Annotated in this window: 16 protein-coding genes; 7 read left to right on the top strand and 9 right to left on the bottom strand. The window is 71.5% G+C overall.

Features of this window, described 5'->3' with window-relative positions; translation table 11 throughout:
• Window positions 1-68: 68 nt before the first annotated feature.
• Window positions 69-1,823 (bottom strand): FUSC family protein, encoded by a 1,755-nt coding sequence (locus ACIGA3_RS10950; protein WP_399712998.1) that lies wholly within the window; start codon window positions 1,821-1,823, stop codon window positions 69-71.
• A gap of 115 nt (window positions 1,824-1,938) precedes the next feature.
• Here ACIGA3_RS10950 and ACIGA3_RS10945 point away from each other — a divergent pair, with 115 nt between their 5' ends.
• Window positions 1,939-2,580: a DUF1345 domain-containing protein gene (locus ACIGA3_RS10945; RefSeq protein WP_399712996.1), complete on the top strand. Its 642-nt coding sequence runs from the start codon at window positions 1,939-1,941 to the stop codon at window positions 2,578-2,580.
• Here ACIGA3_RS10945 and ACIGA3_RS10940 read toward each other — a convergent pair whose 3' ends face one another.
• The 7 genes from ACIGA3_RS10940 to ACIGA3_RS10910 form a co-directional block, all read right to left on the bottom strand.
• Window positions 2,581-3,033, bottom strand: coding sequence for a molybdenum cofactor biosynthesis protein MoaE (locus ACIGA3_RS10940; protein ID WP_399712994.1), 453 nt, complete (start codon window positions 3,031-3,033; stop codon window positions 2,581-2,583).
• Window positions 3,034-3,104: 71 nt separating this feature from the next.
• The gene (locus ACIGA3_RS10935; protein ID WP_399712991.1) at window positions 3,105-3,380 is read right to left on the bottom strand and encodes a MoaD/ThiS family protein; all 276 of its coding nucleotides are present in this window, start codon (window positions 3,378-3,380) and stop codon (window positions 3,105-3,107) included.
• A 51-nt stretch (window positions 3,381-3,431) separates the two neighbouring features.
• The gene (locus ACIGA3_RS10930; RefSeq protein WP_399712988.1) at window positions 3,432-4,643 is read right to left on the bottom strand and encodes a molybdopterin molybdotransferase MoeA; all 1,212 of its coding nucleotides are present in this window, start codon (window positions 4,641-4,643) and stop codon (window positions 3,432-3,434) included.
• Window positions 4,640-4,921, bottom strand: coding sequence for a DUF6457 domain-containing protein (locus ACIGA3_RS10925; RefSeq protein WP_399712986.1), 282 nt, complete (start codon window positions 4,919-4,921; stop codon window positions 4,640-4,642). Before ACIGA3_RS10925 ends, ACIGA3_RS10930 begins: the two co-directional genes overlap by 4 nt.
• A gap of 20 nt (window positions 4,922-4,941) precedes the next feature.
• On the bottom strand, window positions 4,942-5,964 hold the full coding sequence (gene moaA / locus ACIGA3_RS10920) for a GTP 3',8-cyclase MoaA (RefSeq protein ID WP_399713980.1): 1,023 nt from the start codon (window positions 5,962-5,964) through the stop codon (window positions 4,942-4,944).
• Window positions 5,965-6,383: 419 nt separating this feature from the next.
• On the bottom strand, window positions 6,384-7,418 hold the full coding sequence (cydB, locus tag ACIGA3_RS10915) for a cytochrome d ubiquinol oxidase subunit II (RefSeq protein WP_399712984.1): 1,035 nt from the start codon (window positions 7,416-7,418) through the stop codon (window positions 6,384-6,386).
• Window positions 7,419-7,441: 23 nt separating this feature from the next.
• Complete coding sequence (locus ACIGA3_RS10910) at window positions 7,442-9,007, bottom strand: cytochrome ubiquinol oxidase subunit I (protein ID WP_399712981.1); 1,566 nt, start codon at window positions 9,005-9,007, stop codon at window positions 7,442-7,444.
• 519 nt (window positions 9,008-9,526) lie between these two features.
• Here ACIGA3_RS10910 and ACIGA3_RS10905 point away from each other — a divergent pair.
• From ACIGA3_RS10905 to fdhD, 3 genes are all read left to right on the top strand, one after another.
• A complete protein-coding gene (locus ACIGA3_RS10905) occupies window positions 9,527-11,827 on the top strand; it encodes an FdhF/YdeP family oxidoreductase (protein WP_399712978.1) in 2,301 nt (766 codons plus the stop codon).
• A 311-nt stretch (window positions 11,828-12,138) separates the two neighbouring features.
• A complete protein-coding gene (locus ACIGA3_RS10900) occupies window positions 12,139-13,317 on the top strand; it encodes an MFS transporter (RefSeq protein WP_399712975.1) in 1,179 nt (392 codons plus the stop codon).
• Window positions 13,318-13,475: 158 nt separating this feature from the next.
• A complete protein-coding gene (fdhD, locus tag ACIGA3_RS10895) occupies window positions 13,476-14,312 on the top strand; it encodes a formate dehydrogenase accessory sulfurtransferase FdhD (RefSeq protein ID WP_399712973.1) in 837 nt (278 codons plus the stop codon).
• Window positions 14,313-14,368: 56 nt separating this feature from the next.
• Here fdhD and ACIGA3_RS10890 read toward each other — a convergent pair whose 3' ends face one another.
• Entirely contained in the window at window positions 14,369-15,304 is a 936-nt protein-coding gene (locus tag ACIGA3_RS10890) for a LysR family transcriptional regulator (RefSeq protein WP_399712970.1), read from the bottom strand.
• A gap of 313 nt (window positions 15,305-15,617) precedes the next feature.
• On the opposite strand from ACIGA3_RS10890, the gene ACIGA3_RS10885 reads away from it, so the two are divergent.
• From ACIGA3_RS10885 to ACIGA3_RS10875, 3 genes are all read left to right on the top strand, one after another.
• The gene (locus tag ACIGA3_RS10885; RefSeq protein WP_399712967.1) at window positions 15,618-17,429 is read left to right on the top strand and encodes an FUSC family protein; all 1,812 of its coding nucleotides are present in this window, start codon (window positions 15,618-15,620) and stop codon (window positions 17,427-17,429) included.
• A gap of 235 nt (window positions 17,430-17,664) precedes the next feature.
• Window positions 17,665-18,633 (top strand): Dyp-type peroxidase, encoded by a 969-nt coding sequence (locus ACIGA3_RS10880; protein WP_399712964.1) that lies wholly within the window; start codon window positions 17,665-17,667, stop codon window positions 18,631-18,633.
• A gap of 112 nt (window positions 18,634-18,745) precedes the next feature.
• Window positions 18,746-20,182 carry a glutamate decarboxylase gene (locus ACIGA3_RS10875; RefSeq protein WP_399712962.1) on the top strand — a complete coding sequence of 479 codons (1,437 nt, stop codon included), beginning with the start codon at window positions 18,746-18,748 and terminating at the stop codon, window positions 20,180-20,182.
• Window positions 20,183-20,359: the final 177 nt, after the last annotated feature.

Raw genomic sequence — 20,359 nt, 5'->3', positions numbered from 1 at the left:
GGAACCCCACCTAATCACAGAGGAGTTACGGAAGTCGCCGTCAACCACACATCCAACTGCGGCCGGAGTCAGTGGTGGAGGAGCCGCGCCAGCAGCAGATACGCCCGCTGTTCGGCCGCCGCGAGCGCCGCCGGGTCGATGCCCGCCGACAGCAGTTCGCCCGCCGCCGCGTCGTCCGCCTCACGCAACTCGACCACGGCGACGGCGAGATGGACCGGGATCACCGGATGCGGTGGCCGGGAACGGAACGCCAGCGCGCGCTCGGCACGCTCGGTCGCCTCGGTGCACTGCGCGAGCGCCCGCTCGACCCGCACCGCCGCCCGGTCGTGCACCACCAGCAGCGCGCACACCAGCCCGATCACGATGCCGAGCAGACTGCCGAGCCCCCGGTCCACGATCAGCTCCTCGGGAGACTCCGGGTCGGCCAGATCGCTCAGCAGCAGCGCCAGCGGCGTCAGGAAGACGACGCCCAGGCCGTAGTTGCGCACGACCATGTACTCCATCAGGAACTCCAGCGCCACGACCACCAGCGCCAGCAGTACGGGCCCCGGGTGACCCGCCAGCACTCCGAGGGCGATCATCAGGCCGAGGGCCGTGCCCAGGGTGCGCTGGACGGCCCGCTGGACCGTGGTGCGGACATTGACCGAGTGCAGCACCGCCGCCGCCGAGATCGCCGCCCAGTAGCCGTGCCCGAGGCCGAGTGCCAGCGCCGCGCTGCCCGCCACCAGCGTGCCCAGCACCATCCGCAGCGCGGGCACCAGCAGTACCGACACCGGCTTGTGCCCGCCGGGCCGCCCCCGCACCAGCACCCAGGCCCGCCGCGCCCCCGGATCGTCCGGCACCGGCGCGCGCGGCGAGAAACGGCGGCCCGGCTCACGGGGCAGCGAGGAGTACGCGGCCAGATCGGCCAGCACCTGCGGATACCGCTGCTGCCGGTCGGCCAGCATGCCCGCCTGCGTGCGCAGCAGCCGGGCCAGCTCCGGCGGGTCATGGGGGGTGCCGCGCGTGGAGTCGATCAGCAGCGACCAGGACAGGTCCGTCAGCCGCACACAGGCGTTGTCCTCACCGGGCCGCTCGGAGGTGGTCGGCGGCGCCAGCCCGAGCGAGTCGTACGCCTGGAGCACCGCCGCCGTCGCCCGGTGCCGGGACCGGCCCACCCCGCCCCGCGCCGTGTCGAGCAGTTCGGCGAGCTGGCGCAGCGCGGCGGCCACCGACAGCCGCTGCGGGCGGTCGGGATGGACCAGGCGGCCCAGCAGGGCCAGCGCCCACGCCAGCAGCGAGCCCGCCGCGGCCATGCCGGCGCGCGGCAGCACCTGGCCCGGCGTGGTGGTGGCGTTGGCGGACACCGCGAAGGAGAACAGCAACAGGATCGCGCCCAGCCCGCCTAGCCCGGTCGCGTCGCAGACGTACTTGCACACGCCCGCCACCAGCGCCGTCGCCGCGACCACCACCGCCGCGCCGGCCACACTGGACCAGGGACGCGCCACCGACGCCAGCGCCGAACCGAGGCCCACGCACGCCGTCATGGCCAGCGCGACCCACGCCAGCACCCGCGCCCGGCGGCGGTAGGGCAGATTCCGGCCGAACGTCGTCGTGAACGCCCCGAGCATCCCGTACACCGCGAGATCGGGCCGTCCGGCCAGCACGACCGGCAGGCCCGCGAGCGCCATGGCCAGCGCCGCGCGCACCGCGAACAGCAGAGCCCCGTCCACCCGCTGGAGGGCCAGCACCCCGCGCGGGAAGAGGACATGCGCCAGGCCGGAGGTGTCCCACCGGCGTCCGCCGCCGGTACCGGCGCGGGAGGAACGGCGCGAAAGGGGCATGCTCGGTGTATACCACTTGACCTGGCCCCAGTCCTGATCGACTTGTGCGTCCCAGGTGGGCGCCCGTTGTCATCTGCCGGGCCGGAAGCGGCGGATGGGGGTAGCGTGAGGGCGTATGAGCATGTGGCTGCCGGTGTCCGCGGTTCCCAGGCTCGGCGGCGCGTTCGTCGTCGGAGCGATCGTCGGCCTTGCCGTCGGCCTGACCGGTCATCCGGCGCCGCTGGCCGTCCTGTCCGGCATCGCCGCCGTGGGCACCGTCTTCGTGGTCACCGGCTGGATCGTGCTGTGGCCCATGGACGCCGACGCCACCCACACCAACGCCCGGCGCGAGGACTTCCGGCCGGCGGTGGACGAACTCGTGGTCGTCGGCGTCTCGCTGTGCGGGCTCGGCGGCATCGTGCTGATGCTGGTCGCCCACCGCTCCGGCACCGACACCGGCGCCGCCGCGGCCATCGCCCTGCTCGGCGTCCTCATGGCCTGGGCCGCGCTGCACCTGATGTACACGACCCGCTACGCCTACCTGTACTACGGCCCGGCGCAGGGCGGCATCGACTTCAACTCCAAGCTGGCGCCCGCCTACCCGGACTTCTTCTACTTCAGCTACAACCTCGGCATGACCTATCAGGTCTCCGACACCAGCGTGTCCAGCCCGCTGATCCGCGCGGTGGCGCTCCGGCACTGTCTGCTGTCGTACCTGTTCGGCATCAGCGTGCTGGCCACCACCATCAACCTGGTCGCGGGCGTCGTCACCGGCTGATCAGCAGGCGCCGACCCACTCCGTGGCGCCGTCCGTGAAGATCTGCCGCTTCCAGACCGGCACGTCGTGCTTGAGGGTGTCGATCAGCTTGCGGCACGCGGCGAACGCCTCGGCGCGGTGCGGGCAGGAGACCGCGGTGATCACCGCGACGTCCCCGATCGCCAGCAGGCCCGTACGGTGCACGGCGGCCAGCGCGCGCACCGGGAACTCGGCCGCGATCTCCTCCGCCACCCGCCGCAGCTCCTGCTCGGCGGAGGGGTGCGCGCTGTACTCGAGGGACGAGACGGACTTGCCGCCGTCGTGGTCGCGGACCGTGCCGACGAACAGCGCGGTGCCGCCCGCGGCGTCGTCGCCGACCGCCCGGTACACCTCGTCGAGGGAGAGCGGGGTGTCGCGCAGGGCGAGCAGCCGGACGGGGGAGGGGAGCAGGGTCGGGGAGGTGTGCAGCGACATGGCGTGATCCGGTTTCCGGGTGCGGGGGAACAGGGGCAACGAGAGAGGGCGGCGGGCGGACGCGGGTCCGGTCAGCCGCCGGCGAAGGGCGGGAGCACCTCGACCGTGGCGCCGTCCCGCAGCGCGACCGAGGCGTGGTCGCGGACGCCGACCGGGTCGCCGTCCACCAGGAACGAGCAGACCTTCAGCACCTGCGCGAAGCGCGGCTCGTCGGCGTGGCGGGACCGCGCCTGCTCCAGTGCCTGCGCGAGGGTCCCCGCGCGGTAGGACTCCTCCGCCGTGCCCGCCGCTCCCTTGGCCGCAGCCCAGTAGCGGATGGTGCCCGCGGGTGCCGTCTTCGTCTCCATGTCCTTCGCCTTCTCGGGTGGGTAGGTCGGTCTTCGGTGGATGGGGCCCGGTCAGCCGGTGGGCAGCGGCAGCAGCCCCACGGCCGCTCCGGCCGCCGCGCCGCCGGGCGGGACCACGGCCAGCGCGTCGGCGAGGGCCAGCCCGCGCAGCATCGCCGGGCCGTCGTACGGCAGCGGGGCCACCCCGGTGCCCGCCGTGCGCACCGGCAGCAGCCGGGTGTCGCGCGGGTGGCCGGGCAGTGCCTCGGCGGTCACGGCACGGCGCGGCCCGGGGTCGGCGTGGCCGCCCAGCGCGCGCAGCAGGGGGGCGGCCAGGGTGGCCGTACCGGCCACGGCGGCCAGCGGGTTGCCGGGCAGCCCGACCAGACGGCGGGCGCGGCCGTCCGTCGTCGCGGGCAGATCGGCCAGCAGCATCGGGTGTCCCGGCCGTACCGAGACGGAGTCGACGATCAGCCGCGCGTCCAGCAGCCGCAGCGTCTCGTGCAGGAAGTCCACGGGTCCGGCCGCCGTGCTGCCGGTGGTGATCACGACATCGGCGGGGGAGTGCGCCACGGCCTCCCGCAGCTCCTCCAGCCGGTCGGCCACGCGGTGCCGGCCGATCACCTCGGCGCCGAGACCGCGCAGCCAGGACGGCAGCAGCGGGCCGAGCGCGTCACGGACCCGGCCGCCGCGCGGCACCCCGCCGTCCAGCAGCTCGTCGCCGAGGACGAACAGCTCCACGCTGGGACGCCGGTGCACCACCAGCCGGTCGTAGCCGCTCGCGGCCGCGAGGCCCAGGACGGGCGGGGTGACGCTCGTACCGGCGGGGAGCAGCGGCTCACCGCTGTGGCACTCCTGCCCGCGCGGGCGCACGTCGTGGCCCTCGGGGAGCGGCCCGGCGCCGGGGGCGGCGAGGTGGAGCAGGCTCGTGGACCGCTCCACCTCGCCGTGCTCGCGGCGCAGTACGGCGCTCGCACCCGGCGGCAGCGGCGCGCCGGTGGCGATCGGCACGGCGGTGCCGGCCGCGAGCGGCTCCGGCTGCTGACCGGCGAGCACGCCCCGCTCGCCCAACTGCCACGGGCCGGGACCGGACACGGCCCAGCCGTCCATGGCGGAGGTGGCGAACGGCGGCAGATCGGTGAGCGCCGTCAGCGGCTCGGCCAGCGCGTGGCCGAGCGCGTCCTCAAGGGTGCGCGGCACACCGGGCAGCGGACGCCCGGCGGCGGCGCGCGCCAGGGACCGGGCCCGCTCCCAGGACGGATGGTGCGCCGGGAGGCCGGTCATAGCGCCGCCGCGCCGTTCTCACGCTCGGCGGCCCACTGCTCGGCCAGCCCGGTCACCTTGCGGTTCGCCTCCGACACCGCGCCGGTGCCGCCGGCCTGGAGCGCGGCCGCGTAACCGACCAGGAAGGAGGTGATCGGGGCGGCCGGACGGGCCACCTCGTGCGCGACCACCTTGGTCATGTCCAGCAGCTCGGCGATGTCGACATCGAGGTCGATACCCAGCTCGGCCTTGGCCGCCGCGATCCATTCGTGCATCCGGTTCACTTCGTCAGTCCTCACTCGTGGTTTCCGTACGGGTCTCAGCCGCCGATGGCCGACATGGGCCGGTCGGGACGGCGGAAGTCTTCGCTGTTGATGGCGTGGCCGGGGCCCTTGACGGCGATGCAGGAGCGCCATGCCGCCTCCAGCGCGTCGTCGTCGGCGCCCGCGCGGAGCAGGGTGCGCAGGTCGGACTCCTTGGTGGCGAACAGACAGTTGCGCAGCTGTCCGTCGGCGGTGAGCCGCACCCGGTCGCAGTTGCCGCAGAACGGCCGGGTGACGCTGGCGATGACACCGACGAACGAGTCGGTGCCGTCGATCCGCCACTCCTCGGCCGGGGCGTTGTCCTCGCGGGGTACGGGGGTGAGGGTGAAGCGCTCGCCGATCCGGTCCAGGATCTCGGCGGCGGTGACCATCTTCTCCCGCTCCCAGGCGCCCTGGGCGTCCAGCGGCATCGACTCGATGAACCGCATCCGGTAGCCGTTCTCCACGGCGAACGCGGTCAGGTCCGCGATCTCGTCGTCGTTGACCCCGCGCACCGGCACGGCGTTGACCTTGACCGGGTCCAGGCCGGCGGCGCGGGCCGCGCGCAGCCCCTCCAGCACGTCGGTGAGCCGGTCGCGGCGGGTGATGGCGGCGAAGCGCTCCGGGCGCAGGGTGTCCAGGCTGACGTTGACCCGGCCGAGCCCCGACTCGCGCAGCGCCACCGCGGTACGGGCCAGCCCGATGCCGTTGGTCGTGATGGACAGCTCGGGCGCCGGGTCCAGGGCGGAGATGCGGGCGATCAGACCGGGCAGGCCCCGGCGTACCAGGGGCTCACCGCCGGTCAGCCGGACCTCGGTGATGCCCAGGCGGCCGGTGGCGATACCGACCAGGCGGACGATCTCGTCGTCGGTGAGCAGCTCGTCCTTGGGCAGCCAGGCCAGGCCCTCGGCGGGCATGCAGTAGGTACAGCGCAGGTTGCAGCGGTCGGTCAGGGACAGGCGCAGATCGGTGTGGACCCGGCCGAAGCGGTCCACCAGTGGCTCCGGGGCGGGGCGCCGACGCGTACCGGTGACGGCGATGTCGCTGTGCTGGTCGGTGAGCGGTCGGGACACGGGCCTGCCTTCTTCCTGTGCTGCCGGGAGGCGGTCGTACGGTGTGCGGTCGTCCTCCGCCGGGCGGCGGTCGCCCGGACGTGTCGTGCGTGCTCCCGGCCGCCTGACCGGCACCTGGAGCATTGGGCTCTCGCTTTCTCCGCGCCACGGGCCGCCGCGGACCGCCCGCCCGGCGCCGGGGACGCCGCCGGGCTCGACCAGGCGCGGCCGGGGCGCGACGCGTCCGCGACGCCGACGCGGCCGGGACACACTCCGATGATCATCTCGGTCGGCGCCCCGGCCCCCGGACATCGCCACGCCGTCGGCCGCCTCTCCCGTGCCCGCGCGCTCGGCGCGGGCACGGGAGAGGCGGCGCAGGGCGCGGCACGTCATGGCGCGTCGGGTGTTCACGGCGCGACGCGGTGGACCGGTGCGTGGGCGTGCGCGCTGACGGGGATGTGCTGGACGCCGATCCGCTTGCGGAACACCCAGTAGGTCCAGCCCTGGTAGAGCAGCACCAGCGGGGTGGCGAAGCCGGCGACCCAGGTGATGATCCCCAGCGTGTACGAGCCGGCGGCCGCGTTGGTCGCGGTCAGGCTCCAGGCCGCGTTCAGGCTGGACGGCATCACCTGGGGGAACAGCGCGAGGAAGAGCATCGCGGTGGACGCCACCACGCTCAGCCCGGAGGCGATGAACGCCCGGCCCTCGCGGGCGCCGAAGTTGAAGCCCAGCGACACCAGCACCGCGAGGACGGCGACCGCCTCCGCGATCAGGCTGCGCACATTGCCGGTGTCGACCTGGGTCCAGGTCAGGAAGGCGAGCAGCAGCAGGACGGTCAGCACACCGGCGGTCTGGGCCAGATCCCGCGCCCGGTGCCGGATGCTGCCCACCGTCTTCAGCGAGGCGAACACCGCGCCGTGGAAGGTGAAGAGCACGGTCGTGGTCACACCGCCCAGCAGCGAGTACGGCTGGACCAGTTCGGCGAGGCCGCCGTGGTATTCGTGGTCGGCGCCGATCGGCAGACCGTGGACCATGGCGGCGAACAGCACGCCCCACAGGAAGGCCAGCACCAGCGAGGTGACGAAGACGATCGCCTCCCAGTTGCGCTTCCAGCGCTCACCGTCGCGCTTGTGCCGGTACTCGAAGGCCACGCCACGCAGGATCAGGCAGATCAGGATGACGAACATCGGCAGGTAGAAGCCGCTGAACATCGTGGCGTACCAGTCGGGGAAGGCGGCGAAGGTCGCGCCGGCCGCGGTGACCAGCCAGACCTCGTTGCCGTCCCAGACGGGGCCGATGGTGTTGAGCAGTACACGGCGCTCGGTCTCGCCGCGGGCGAGCACGCGGGTCAGGATGCCCACGCCGAAGTCGAAGCCCTCGAGGAAGAAGTACCCGACCCACAGCAGGGCTATGACGAAGAACCAGAGGTCATGGAGATGCACGGTTCCGGACTCTCTCTAACTGATCAGTAGGCGAAGGCGAGCGGCTTTTCGGCGTCCCCGGGGGCGCCTTCGAGCGTCGAGGCGCCGCCGAGCTTGATGTCCCGCAGCGGTGGCCGCTCGGAGGTGACCGGCCCGCCGCCCGCGTACTTCACCAGCAGCTTCAGCTCGACCACCGCGAGCGCGATGTACAGCAGGCTGAAGCCGATCAGCGTGATGAGCTGCTCGGTGAGCGAGACGTTCGGGGAGACCGCGTCGACGGTGCGCAGCAGGCCGGTGACGGCCCAGGGCTGACGGCCCATCGCGGTGAAGATCCAGCCGAAGGAGTTGGCGATCACCGGGAAGGCCAGGGTGAAGATGCCGGCCCGCCAGGCCAGACCGCTGGCCATCGCGCCGAGTTCGCGGTTCTTGGTGAGCATCAGCCGCGGCACGTCGAACGAGCCGGTGCGGTGCTCGGGGGCGACCCAGAACTTCCGCCGCGTCAGCCAGAGTCCGGCCGCGCCGAGGGAGAAGGAGGTCATGCCGAACAGGATCATCGCCCGGAAACCCCAGTACGTCATGGGGACGTTCGGGATGTACTCCGCGGGGGAGCCGCCGTACGCGGCCGCCTCGGCCTTGGCCGTGTCGTTGATGCCGGGGACCGCCGAGTGGAAGTCCTTGTGCGCCAGGAACGAGAGCAGGCCGGGGACCTGGATGTCGACGCTGTTGCGCTGATGGGCGACGTCCGGGACGGAGAAGGCGGAGAAGGGGGCGGGTGCCTCCTTGTCCCACAGCGCCTCGGCGGCGGCCATCTTCATCGGCTGCTGCTCGAACATCACCTCGCCGAGCTTGTCACCGCTGATCGCGGTGCCCAGGCCGAAGATCACGGCCAGCACCAGGCCGAGCCGCAGCGAGGTGCGCATGGCCGCGACCTGCTTGAGGTCGTTGGGCCGGCCGCGACGCTGACGGCGGGCGGCGCGGTACAGGTGGATGGCGGAGATGCCCATGACGAAGGCGGCGCCGGTCAGGAACGCGGCGGTCAGGGTGTGGGCGACCACCACCAGGTTGAGCTTCTGGAAGAGCACCGCGCCGATGTCGGTCAGATGCGCCTTGCCGTGCGCCTTGTCCAGGCTGAAGCCCACCGGGTTCTGCATGAAGGAGTTGGCGGCGAGGATGAAGTACGTCGACAGGATCGTGCCGATCGAGACCATCCAGATGCACGCGCAGTGGATCTTCTTGGGCAGCTTGTCCCAGCCGAAGATCCACAGTCCGATGAAGGTGGACTCGAAGAAGAAGGCCAGCAGGGCCTCCAGGGCGAGCGGTGCGCCGAAGACATCGCCCACGAAGCGGGAGTAGGCGGACCAGTTCATGCCGAACTGGAACTCCTGCACCAGCCCGGTGACGACACCCATGGCGATGTTGATCAGGAAGAGCTTGCCCCAGAACTTGGTGGCGTGGAAGTACTTCGTCTTACCCGTGCGTACGTACGCCGTCTCCAGTCCCGCCGTGATCGCCACCAGGCTGATGGTGAGGGGCACGAACAGGTAGTGGTAGACGGTGGTCATCCCGAACTGCCATCGCGCGATGGTGTCCGGGGCCAATGCCAGGTCCACGGCAGGTCTCTCCTCAACTCCGCGGGCGCCGCTCGCGCCGGGGAGGCGCGGGTCACCGCCGGAGGGTGAATGTGAATATGTCGGAAATCACCCTGAAAGCGACATTCTCGTGAGGGTCGCGTCCAGGGGTGACGCATTGCTCCGTCCGCGGTCGGTATTCCAGCGGCGGTGAATGCTTGATTGCTGTCCGTCGATCAGCGTCGACCAATTTCCCCGTCAAGTCAAAGAGGGGTGGTCGATCGGGTAATAGGTGGTACTTATCCTCGCTGCGGGCTGCACGTCGAGAGTCCACCCTACCGGCATCGTGCCTGGTCACCACCGGTCGGAGGAATGTGAGATGCTCCGGTGACGGGCGGATGCGGAAGATAAGCGAAACCTATCGCGTGATCGAAATGGCCTCTTTGACTTTCCTTCGCGGAATCAAAGAAAATGCTCGGGCAGCGGCCTTCGGAATCACGAATCTACCCGTCGACCGGAACCCGCCTGTACAGGCGTATGTCAGAAAGAGGCAGACACACAATGAGCAGCAGCATCGAGGACCCGATCGACGAACTGACGGTCACGCCTCCCAAGACGTGGGCGACGGGTGTCCCGGCCGTGACGCACGCGCTGGAGTACTCCCTCAGCCAGACGTCCCCGCGGCGCACCATGCTCACGCTGCTGAACATCAATCAGATCGACGGCATCGACTGTCCGGGCTGCGCGTGGCCCGAGGACAAGAAGCGGCACTTCAACGAGTACTGCGAGAACGGCGCCAAGCACATCAACGACGAGGCCACCTCGCGCCGCGTCACCCGTGACTTCTTCAAGCAGTACTCGATCGCCGAGCTGGACTCGAAGTCCGACTACTGGCTCAACCAGCAGGGCCGTCTGACGGAGCCGATGGTGAAGTGGCCCGGCGCCACCCACTACGAGCCCATCAGCTGGGAGAAGGCCTTCGAGGTCCTCGCCAAGGAGCTGAAGCAGCTCACCTCCCCCGACGAGGCGATGTTCTACGTCTCGGGCCGCCTGAACAACGAGGCCGCCTTCCTCCTCCAGCTGTTCTCCCGCGCGTTCGGCACCAACAACCTGCCGGACTGCTCCAACATGTGCCACGAGTCCACCGGCTGGGGTCTGGGCGCCGCGCTGGGCATCGGCAAGGGCAGCGTCTCGCTGGACGACATCCACCACTCCGACCTGATCTTCCTGGTCGGCCAGAACCCCGGCACCAACCACCCGCGCATGCTCGCCGCGCTGGAGGAGACCAAGCGCAACGGCGGCGAGGTCGTCGCGGTCAACACCCTCCCCGAGGCCGGCCTGATGCGGTTCAAGCACCCGCAGAAGGCCCGCGGTGTCATCGGCAACGGCACGCAGATCGCCGACCAGTTCGCGCACATCCGCGCCGGCGGCGACATGGCCCTCTTCCAGGGCCTCAACAAGCTGCTGCTGGACGCCGAGGACGCCGCTCCGGGCACCGTGCTCGACCACCAGTGGATCCAGAAGAACTCCCGCGGTTTCCTCGAGTTCACCGAGAGCGTCCGCAAGATCTCCTGGGACGACATCCTCCTCGCCACGGGCATGACCATGGACGAGATCAAGGAGATCCACGAGCGGGTCATGAAGAGCAAGAGCGCCATCGTCTGCTGGGCGATGGGCGTGACCCAGCAGAAGCACGGTGTCGCCACCATCCGCGAGATCGTCAACTTCCTGATGCTGCGCGGCAACCTGGGCAAGCCCGGCGCCGGTGTCTGCCCCGTCCGCGGCCACTCCAACGTGCAGGGCGACCGCACCATGGGCGTCTGGGAGCAGATGTCCGACGAGTTCCTGGACGCGCTGGGCCGCGAGTTCGGCTTCGAGCCGCCCCGCCACCACGGCTACGACGCCGTACAGGGCATCCGGGCGATGCACGAGGGCAAGGCCAAGTTCTTCCTCGGCGTGGCCGGTAACTTCGTCCGGGCCACCCCGGACAGCGAGTACACCGAGCAGGCCATGCGCAACTGCAGCCTGACCGCGCACATCTCGACCAAGCTCAACCGCTCCCACACCGTCTGCGGCGAGACCGCGCTGATCCTGCCCACCCTGGGCCGCAGCGACCGGGACATGCAGAACGGCGTCGAGCAGTGGATCACCGTCGAGGACTCGATGAGCGACGTCCACCGCTCGCACGGCAAGCTGCCCCCGGCCTCCAAGCACCTGCTCAGCGAGGTCGCCATCATCAGCCGCCTGGCGCTCGCCGCCATCGGCGACAAGTACGGCATCCCGTGGAAGAGCTTCGAGGCCGACAACGACAAGGTCCGTGACCGGATCTCCCGTGTCGTGCCCGGCTTCGAGAACTTCAACGAGCGCATCCGCCAGCCCGGAGGGTTCAACCTGCCGAGCCCGGTGAACAGCGACAAGTTCCCGACCCCGAGCGGCAAGGCCGAGTTCTGGGCCAGCCAGTTCGAGATGCCGCACGTGCCCGCGGGCCACCTGCTGCTCCAGACGTTCCGCTCGCACGACCAGTGGAACACCATCTGGTACGCGCCCAACGACCGCTACCGGGGCATCCACAACGCCCGCCGCGTCGTCATGGTCAACCCGGCCGACCTGGAGCAGTTCGGCTTCCGGGACGGCGACATGGTCGACCTGGTCAGCGTGTGGACCGACAAGGAGCGCCGCGCCGAGAGCTTCAAGGTCGTCGCCTACCCGACGAGCCCCGGCTCCGCCGCCGCGTACTACCCGGAGACCAACGTGCTGGTCCCGCTGGACAGCGTCGCCGACATCAGCAACTGCCCCACCTCCAAGGGCGTGCTGATCCGGCTGGAGCCGTCCCGCATCCCGGCCCCCGGCCTCGCCGGCTGATCCGGCCCATGACCTCCCCTCCCGACGGTCCGGGAGGGGATGTGAGCCGCGGATGGCCCGGTACCCGCTGCCCCGGCGGGACCGGGCCGTCCGTGGCTGCCACCGGCACCCGCACCACCCCCGCGGGTCCCGGCGTACGACCGCGCCGCCCCGGCACCGGCAGACCCCCGGCCCGGCCCGGCGGCCCCTTCCGCCCCCGCCCGCGACCGGCACGCCGTACCCCCGTCGGTCCCGGCCGGCGCACCGCCGCTGAACAGAACCGCCCGTTGCCCATTCGCGTGACTCACGCGTACAGAAAGGCACTTCACGGCATGCCCGCTTCCCGCACCGCGCAAGGCTGGCTCCCGGCGGCCGGCGCGGTGTTCGCCGCAGGATGGGGCGCGAACCAGTTCACCCCGCTCTCCTCGGTGTACCGCACACGCGAGCACTGGCCCTCTCTCCAGGTCGCCCTGATGTTCACGACCTACCTGGCCGGCTTCCTGCCCGCGCTGCTCACCGGCGCCACGGTCGCCGGCCGCTTCGGACGGCGCCGCGTGGTGCTGCCCGCGCTGCTGCTGTCCGCCGCCGCCAGCGCGCTGCTGGCCGCGGCGGCCTTCTTCCGCCCGGCCGTCTACGCCAGCCGGTTCGCCACCGGCGTCGCGGCCGGACTCGTCATCTCCGTCGGCGGCGCCTGGCTGCGCGAACTGTCCGCGGCCGAAGGCCCCGCCAAGGCCGCGCGCCGCGTCACCTGGGCCACCGGCGCCGGCTTCGCCGCCGGAGCCCTCATCGCGGGCATCGTCGCCCAGTGGCTGCCGCACCCCCTGCTGCTGCCCTGCCTCCTGCACTGCCTGCTCGCCCTCGGCGTCCTCGCCGCGCTGCGCCGCACGCGGGAGACCGCGCCACCCCCGGCACGGGACGACCCGGACGGTCCGTGGCCGCCCGCCGTCACCCACCCCCGCTTCGTCCGCGTGGTGCTCCCGGCGGGCCCGGCCGTCTTCGCCGCCTCCACCGTCGCCTATGTCGTCCTGCCCCCGCTGGTGGCCGAACGGACCTCCGGCTACGCGCCGCTGTTCAGCGGACTGGTCACCGCCCTGACGCTGCTCACGGGCCTCGCCGTCCAGCCGCTGGCCGAACGCCTGGACCACGCCCACAGCGCCCGCGCCACCCTCACCGCCATGGCGACGGTCATCTGCGGTCTGCTGCTCAGCGCCCTCGCCGTCCACGACGGCTCCATGGGCCTCGTCCTGCTCGCCGCCGTCCTCCTGGGCGCCGGATACGGACTCACCCTCGCCTCGGGACTGCGCGAGATCGAACGGCTGACCAGGCCGCGCGCCAGTCCTTCCGCGGTCTCCCTCTACCACGGTGTCACCTACAGTGGATTTCTCACCCCACTGCTGCTTGCCGTCACCGCAGGAGCCGCCCCCTACCCCGCCTTGCTGGCGGGTCTGGCCGCCATCGGCCTACTGTGCCTGATGATCACCGCGTGGCACAGCCGCCGGCACCTTCCCTGACCCACGGGAAGCGACGGCTGCGCGAACCGCAGACCCGCCGCCGACCCGACCGACCCGACCCCGGCGGCCCAGGCACGGCCCGGCCCGCCGACCCCACACAACCGGCTCCACCGACGGCCACACCGCCCCCGGCCGGAGCCCGAGGAGAGGAACAGACCATGGGACGAGTGACCGTGCGGCGTCGAGTGCTCCGCATCCGCGACGGCGCGTCCTCGCACCGCCCGGACACCCTCGCCGCCGAGGAGCCGATGGAGATCCGGGTCGGCGGCCGCCCCCTCACGGTGACCATGCGCACCCCCGGCGACGACTTCGACCTCGCCGCCGGCTTCCTGGTCAGCGAGGGCGTCGCGCACAGCGACACCGATGTCGCCGGCATCCGTTACTGCCTGGGCGCCACCGACGACGGCACCAACACCTACAACGTGGTCGATGTCGTCCTCGGCCCCGGAGTCGAGGCCCCCGACGCCTCCCTGGAGCGCAACTTCTACACCACGTCCTCCTGCGGCCTGTGCGGCAAGGCCAGCCTGGACGCGGTGCGCACCACCGCCGCCTGGTCCGTCGCCGACGACGAGCTGAGGATGAGCCCGGAGATGCTGGCGACCCTGCCCGAGAAGCTGCGTGCCGCCCAGAAGGTGTTCGACAGCACCGGTGGCCTGCACGCGGCCGGGCTCTTCTCCTCCGAGGGCGAGCTGCTGTGCCTGCGCGAGGACGTGGGCCGCCACAACGCAGTCGACAAGGTCGTCGGACACGCCCTGCGCTCCGGGCTGCTCCCGCTGCGCGGCTGTGTGCTGATGGTCAGCGGCCGCGCCTCGTTCGAGCTGGTGCAGAAGGCGATCATGGCCGGCATCCCGATGCTCGCCGCCGTCTCCGCCCCGTCCTCGCTCGCCGCCGACCTCGCCGCCGAGAGCGGCCTGACCCTGGTCGGCTTCCTGCGCGGCGACTCGATGAACGTCTACACCGGCGCCGAACGCCTGGAGCCGCAGCCCGTCGCCTGACGGCACCCGCCCCGATGGCCGCGCCCAGGTTCTGTTGGGCGCGGCCACAGCCGGTGCTAGGCGAGCGGCAGCGCGGGGCCGCCGGGCAGGCGCTCCAGGGCGCCGGCCACGTCCGTCTCCCTGGCGACCTCGATCAGCGCGCGGGCCATCACCGACCCCGGCTGCTGGGACGTCGTCACCAGGCCCACCGGCACCGTCCAGTCCGGCTCCACCAGTGGCACGGCCCGCATGCCGTGCGGCACCCCGAACACGTGCAGCCAGGCGTGCGGGACGACGCTCGCCCACCGGCCGGTCCTGACGTGCGCGAACAGCGCGGCGACGGAGTCGGTCTCCACCCTGGGCGTCGGCTTCGCCCCGGCCTTGGCGAACACGCCGTCCAGCACCCGCCGGCCCTGCATCGACTCGTTCAGCAGACACAGCGGGAGCCGGGCGGCCTCCGCCCAGGTCGCCGTCGACTGATGCGCCAGACCGTCGGCCGCGGTGATCAGCAGTACATAACGTTCCTCATACAGCGGAATGGCATGGAAATGCCCCGAAAGTTCTTCCGGGAGATACGTGATTCCGGCGTCGATCTCGAAATTCTGGAGCTGGCGGAGAATGTCCTCCGACTGGAGGTCCGCTATCACTTCCACGGTGACCAGCGGATGCTCCGTGCAGAACGGACCGGTCAGCAGCGAGACGGCCGCGGACGCGGTCGGCACCGAGCCGATCCGCATCCGGCCGCTCAGCCCGCAGCGCAGGGCACCGACCTCGTCCCGCAGCGCGTCACGGTCCGCGAGAATCCGCTGCGCCCACACGACGATGCGCTCGCCCTCCGGGGTGAGCCCCTCGTACTTGCGGCCGCGCCGGACCAACGGCACGTCAAGCTCGTCCTCCAGCTTCCGGATCGCCTCGGAGAGCGCGGGCTGGGAGACGGAGCACGCCTGGGCGGCGCGGGCGAAATGGTGCTCCCTCGAGAGAGCGACGAGGTATTCGAGTTGGCGAAACAGCACGTCATGGGTGTACCCGACCGCTGACCGAAAAGCCAATCGGCGCAGCGGCCCGCCCGCCGCCGGCCCACCGCGCGGACGGCCGCCCGGCCGGGCGGAGACGGCCCGCGAGCCCCTTCCGCCACCTGCGGACCGTATGCGAATTCACACATTGCCGGACTTCTCTTCGGGATTGTCCGGCAATTCACCGAGCGTAATGCGCGAGGGCACTGGGCCCTCCCCGATTTGCTAGAGTTAGTAATCTATGACCCGCGGCAACATCTCTCAGCTCATCGCTGGACTGGCCCGTGTTCTCTCGCCACGTGGCTCATTCGCCATGGCCAAGGTCAGCGGAGCGCTCCCTTTCGCGCTGCGGGCCGCGCTCACCATGGCACTGCCCACCCTGCCACTGGTGCTGCTCGGCCACCCGAACCTCGCCGTCTTCCCGGCTCTCGGCGCCTTCACCATCACCTTCGAGCGCAGCCTGCCGCTGCGCCGCCGCAGCCGGCTCTGGGTGCTCGCGCTCGTCGCCCTGGCGATGACGGCCGCCGTCGGGCTCGGCTCCCTGCTCGCCGTCTGGGTGGGCCCCTCAGGACCCTGGAACCAGGGCGTCGCCGCCGTGGTGGGCATGGCCGCGGTCGCCGGACTCGCCAAGTTCGGCTGTGACTACGCCGGGCTGCGCGGCCTCGGTGCCGTACTGATCCTGGTCTCCTTCGCCATCACCGCCGAGGGCACGCCCGCCCTCACCGACGTAACTCCGCACACCGCGCTCACCGCGCTCGGGGCGGCCATCGCCTGGCTGGTGTGCCTGCCCAACTCCCTCCAGCCCCAGCGGCTCCAGCGGCTCGCGCTCGCGGACGCCCTGGAGTGCTTCGCCCGCGCGCTGGAGGCCGCCGGACCGATCGAGACCTCCAAGGCCCGCCACCAGGCCATCGTGGCCGCCCTGCGCGCCTACCACGCCCTGAACGACCCTGACGACAGCGACGGCGTCCTCGGTCTCGCCCGGCGCCCCTCCGGCCGCCCCGCCGCCACCGGCTACTCCGCCGACTACGTCTGGGCCCTGCTGACCACCGACACCTGGCGCGACGCCGAGGGCGCGGTCGTCGCCCGGCACCTGCGCGAGCAGGCGCGGATGCTCTCCGACCGCCGCTGGCACACCCTGCTGCCGCTGCCCGAGGAACTCCTCGACGGCTCAGGCCGCTCCCACCAGGGCGACACCGCCCCCGGCCACCCCGACACCGTCGTCCCGCCCGAGCCCCGGCCTCCGACGCCCCTCGCCCCGGCCGCGCACGGCGACGGCAAGCCGGGCAGGCCGCGCGGGCGGCGCCGCCGCCGGGCCGCCGCCCTGCTGCCGACCGCCGTACGCACCTTCGTCGGCACCGCCGCCGCGGGTGGACTCGCCCTCTTCCTCGGCGTCGGCCACAGCTACTGGGCCGCGATCTCCGCCGCCGCCGTGCTGCACTCGATCAACGTGTGGAGCACCATGCAGCGGGCCGTGCAGCGCACCCTCGGCACCGCCATCGGCCTGCTGCTGACCAGCGCCGTCCTCGTCATGCACCCCGGCCCGGTGGCGATCATCTGCCTGATCATCGTCTTCGAGTTCTTCCTGGAGTACGTCGTCGCCCGCAACTACGGCCTCGGCGTCATCTTCCTCACCCCGCTCGCCCTGCTGCTCAGCGAACTCTCCTCGCCCGTCTCCGCCTCGCGGCTGCTGCACGACCGCGTCATCGGCAGCGTCATCGGCATCAGCGTCGGCCTGATCTGCGCCCTCCTCCTGGTCCACGGCCGCGCCGCCGTCCGGATGCGGGAGGCGCTGCATCTGTGCACGGTCGTCTCCGACCAGGCCGAGCACGCCCTGCACAGCACGGCCGCCCGGCGCCGGATGGCCCAGGTGCAACTGGCCGCGGCCGCCGTCGAGTTGTACGAGGCCAAGGAGGCCGCGAGCGGCGAGCTGAAGCCGACCGGCGTCGACCCCGCCGCCATCGCCGCCGCCGAGCACCGCGCCTACGACCTGCTGGGCAGACTCAGCCGCGCCGTACTGGCCGACGACCGCGCCAGACGCGGCCGGGGCCGCAGACGCCCCGGAGCCGTACCGCCCCGCCGCCCCCGCCCGGCCTCCGCCGACAACGGCGCCCGCCCCGACGCCTGAGAGCCGGGGCCGAACCCCTGTCCCGCACCGGCTCGCACATCGTGAGCCGCAAAGGCTCAGCTTTACTTCCATAAAGCAATCCGCGCCGCGCCGCCGAAGAGACCGGTCCGGCGAATTCGCGGGATTCGGCGCGGCGGATGTGAACGGGCCGCGCCGTCGGCGCGAATCCGCGCGACACGCCGCCCGGAGCGTCTATGTTCGTCTCGCGTGCAAGCTGATCAGAAAGCAGGTTTCCATGACCGAGACACAGCCCGTCGTCGCTCCTCCGGCCAGGGCGGCGGTATTCCTCGTGGTCACCATCGACGAGGGCGGCGAGGACACCGTACGAGGCTTGCTGGAGGACGTGCAGTCGCTGCGCCGCTCCACCGGATACCGCGATCCCGACGCCCAGTTGAGCTGCGTCGTCGGTATAGGGTCGGCGGCCTGGGACCGCCTCTTCACCGGGCCGCGCCCCGCGGACCTGCACCCCTTCGTCGCGCTGGACGGCGAGCGCCACAAGGCCCCCGGCACCCCCGGCGACCTCCTCTTCCACGTCCGCGGCCGCCGCATGGACATCGTGTTCGAGCTGGCCCGGCAGTTCGCGCAGCGGCTCAAGGGCGCCGCCACGGTCGTGGACGAGGTGCACGGCTTCAAGTTCTTCGACGACCGCGACCTGCTCGGCTTCGTGGACGGCAGCGCCAACCCCGAGGGGGAGCGCGCCGCCGACTCCGTGTACGTCGGCGACGAGGACCCGGGCTTCGAGGGCGGCAGCTATGTCATCGTGCAGAAGTACCTGCACGACATGGACGCCTGGCACGCCCTGTCGACGGAGGAGCAGGAGCGCGCCATCGGCCGTTCCAAGCTCGCCAACATCGAGTTCCCGGACGACGTGAAGGCCCCCGACTCCCACGTCATGCTGAACACGATCGAGGGCAAGGACGGCCGCGAGCTGAAGATCGTGCGCGAGAACATGCCGTTCGGCACCATCGGCGACGACGAGTACGGCACGTACTTCATCGGCTACGCCCGTACCCCCGACGTCACCGAGCACATGCTCCGGAACATGTTCCTGGGCCGGCAGCCCGGACAGCACGACCAGATCCTGAACTACTCGACCGCCGTCACCGGCTGCCTCTTCTACGTCCCGACCGTCGCCTTCCTCGACGAACTCCCGGCCGCCCCCGAGAAGGCGGCCGAGCGGGACATAGCCCTCAACGCCTCATAGCTCCACCACGCCTGAACGGACGGCACCGGCCCTCTCCCAAGGCCGGTGCCGTCCGTGTTCCGGCGTGCCCGACTCCCTGCCAGCGGACGCTGATCGGAAACAGGAAGCACTCATGTCGCCTCTCTCGCACGGCACTTCCCAGCAGCCCGACGAACCCGCCCTCGCCGTCAACCCGTTCTTCGGGCAGGCGAACCCGGTCAGCGGAATGACCGAGGACCCGCCCAAGCACCGCCTGGCGGAACGGCCGCTGGCCCCCGACACCGCCTACCAGGTCGTCCACGACGAGCTGATGCTCGACGGCAACGCCCGGCTCAACCTCGCCACCTTCGTCACCACCTGGATGGAACCGCAGGCCGGGCGGCTGATGGGGGAGTCCCGCGACAAGAACATCATCGACAAGGACGAGTACCCGCGCACCGCCGAACTGGAGCGCCGCTGCGTGGCGATGCTCGCCGACCTGTGGAACGCCCCCGACCCCTCGCAGGTCGTGGGCTGTTCGACCACCGGCTCCAGCGAGGCGTGCATGCTCGCCGGGCTCGCCATGAAGCGCCGCTGGACCATGCGCAACTCCGACCGCTACCCCGGCAGCGCCCGCCCTAACCTGGTCCTCGGCATCAACGCCCAGGTCTGCTGGGAGAAGTTCTGCAACTACTGGGAGGTGGAGGCCCGCCAACTCCCCATGGAGGGCGACCGGTTCCACCTCGACCCGCACGAAGCGGTCGAGCTGTGCGACGAGAACACCATCGGGGTCGTCGGCATCCTCGGCTCCACCTTCGACGGCTCCTACGAGCCCATCGCCCAGCTGTGCGCCGCCCTCGACGACTACCAGGAGCGCACCGGCCTCGACATCCCGGTCCATGTCGACGGCGCGTCCGGCGCGATGATCGCCCCGTTCCTCGACCAGGACCTCGAATGGGACTTCCGGCTGCCGCGCGTGGTCTCGATCAACACCTCCGGCCACAAGTACGGCCTGGTCTACCCCGGCGTCGGCTGGGCACTGTGGCGGGACAAGGAGGCGCTGCCCGAGGAGCTGATCTTCCGGGTCAACTACCTCGGCGGCGACATGCCGACCTTCGCCCTCAACTTCTCCCGCCCCGGCTCCCAGGTCATCGCCCAGTACTACACCTTCCTGCGCCTGGGCCGCGAAGGCTTCCGCGCGGTCCAGCAGGCCACCCGCGACGTCGCCATGTCGCTGGCCCGAAAGGTCGAGGACATGGGCGACTTCAAGCTGCTCACCCGAGGAAACCAGCTACCGGTGTTCGCCTTCACCACCGCCGACCACGTCACGTCGTACGACGTCTTCGACATCTCCCGCCGGATGCGGGAGACCGGCTGGCTGGTGCCCGCGTACACCTTCCCGCCCGACCGGCAGGACCTCGCGGTGATGCGGGTGGTGTGCCGCAACGGCTTCACCCGGGACCTCGCCGACCTGTTCGCGCGCGACCTCGCCCGGCTGCTGCCCGAACTGCGCAGCCAGCCGCACCCGATGGTCAGCGACCGGAAGGCCGAGACCGGCTTCCACCACTCGGAGAGCCGCGAGGAGTCGTAGCCCGGGTCGTAGCCCGAGTCATAGGCCGTCAAAAGGTTCCTCATACAGGCACTTCACCGCCGCCCCACGCCGCCGGGCCCTTCCCCCGGGCGCCGTGGGGCGACGCCTTTCCAGGTCACCGCCGCGCGCGAGTGACCTAGGCTGGGGCGCACTCGCGCCATGTGCACGCTGCGAGTC

It is taken from the genome of Streptomyces sp. NPDC085596 (genome assembly GCF_044541565.1).
Taxonomy (GTDB): Bacteria; Actinomycetota; Actinomycetes; order Streptomycetales; family Streptomycetaceae; genus Streptomyces.
This window is presented reverse-complemented; position numbering and strand designations above follow the sequence as displayed.